The following is a 1,952-nucleotide window of genomic DNA, read 5'->3' on the forward strand; positions in this document are numbered from 1 at the left end:
CTTGCTCCTTGGGGTTGTGGGACGTCTCACATGGAGTCAGAAAGGTGTTTATTAGACGAAGAGGTCTGGAAAGGCCCGCCATAGAAGGTAATAGCCCTGTAATCGAAAGTAAATGCCCTCCGAGACGGATCCCGAGTACCGCGGGACACGTGAAACCCCGTGGGAATCTGGCAGGACCATCTGCTAAGGCTAAATACTCCCTGGTGACCGATAGTGAACCAGTACCGTGAGGGAAAGGCGAAAAGAACCCCGGAAGGGGAGTGAAATAGAACCTGAAACCGTATGCGTAGAAGCGGGGAGTTACGTTTGCGTGCAAGGTTAAGGTGAAGAGCTGGAGCCGAAGCGAAAGCGAGTCTGAATAGGGCGAATAAGTACGTAGGCGTAGACCCGAAACCGTGTGATCTACCCCTGTCCAGGGTGAAGGTGCGGTAACACGCACTGGAGGCCCGAACCCACGCACGTTGAAAAGTGCGGGGATGAGGTGGGGGTAGCGGAGAAATTCCAATCGAACTCGGAGATAGCTGGTTCTCCTCGAAATAGCTTTAGGGCTAGCCTCGGAGTAAAGAGTCATGGAGGTAGAGCACTGATTGGATGCGGGGCCCGCCAAGGGTTACCAAGTTCAGTCAAACTCCGAATGCCATCGACTTATATCCGGGAGTCAGACAGTGGGTGCTAAGGTCCATTGTCAAGAGGGAAACAGGCCAGACCATCAGCTAAGGCCCCTAAATGTATGTTAAGTGGGAAAGGATGTGGAGTTGCCCAGACAACCAGGATGTTGGCTTAGAAGCAGCCATCATTTAAAGAGTGCGTAATAGCTCACTGGTCGAGTGACTCTGCGCCGAAAATGTAACGGGGCTAAACATACTGCCGAAGCTATGGATTGATACTATGTATCAGTGGTAGGGGAGCGTTGTGTACCGGGTTGAAGGTAGACCGAGAGGACTGCTGGACTGTACACAAGTGAGAATGCCGGTATGAGTAACGAAAAGACATGTGAGAATCATGTCCGCCGAAAACCTAAGGGTTCCTGAGGAAGGCTCGTCCACTCAGGGTAAGTCGGGACCTAAGGCGAGGCCGAAAGGCGTAGTCGAAGGACAACAGGTTGAAATTCCTGTACCACCGTAACCGTTATGAGCAATGGGGGGACGCAGAAGGATAGGGACGCGAGCTGATGGATGCTCGTCCAAGCAGTGAGGCTGATGTGTAGGCAAATCCGCACATCGTAAGGCTAGGCTGTGATGGGGAGGGAAAATTACAGTACCGAAGGTCTTGATTTCATGCTGCCAAGAAAAGCCTCTAGCCAGGTGAAGGTGCCCGTACCGCAAACCGACACAGGTAGGTGAGAAGAGAATTCTAAGGCGCGCGGAAGAACTCTCGTTAAGGAACTCGGCAAAATGACCCCGTAACTTCGGGAGAAGGGGTGCCTCGGTAGGGTGAATAGCCCGAGGGGGCCGCAGTGAAAAGGCCCAAGCGACTGTTTAGCAAAAACACAGGTCTGTGCGAAGCCGCAAGGCGAAGTATACGGGCTGACGCCTGCCCGGTGCCGGAAGGTTAAGGGGAGTGGTTAGCCGCAAGGCGAAGCTATGAACCGAAGCCCCGGTAAACGGCGGCCGTAACTATAACGGGCGTAAGGTAAATTCTGACCCAGATGAATGTCGTAACGACTTGGGCGCTGTCTCAACGAGAGATCCGGTGAAATTTTAATACCTGTGAAGATGCAGGTTACCCGCGACAAGACGGAAAGACCCCATGGAGCTTTACTACAGCTTGATATTGGACTTTGGTACGGACTGTACAGGATAGGTGGGAGCCTGAGAAGCCTGAGCGCCAGCTTAGGTGGAGGCGCCGTTGGGATACCACCCTGTTCGTATCGGAGTTCTAACCTAGGACCGTAATCCGGTTCGGGGACAGTGTCAGGTGGGTAGTTTGACTGGGGCGGTCGCCTCCTAAAG

The 1,952-nt window shown here is 53.4% G+C and carries 1 rRNA gene; it reads left to right on the forward strand.

Going from position 1 to position 1,952, the window contains the following annotated elements:
• Nucleotides 1-1,952: ribosomal RNA gene (locus tag ACQ5BL_RS26870) — 23S ribosomal RNA — on the forward strand; the annotation flags it as partial.

The organism is Pseudomonas sp. B1-22 (assembly GCF_050474425.1).
Lineage (GTDB): Bacteria > Pseudomonadota > Gammaproteobacteria > Pseudomonadales > Pseudomonadaceae > Pseudomonas.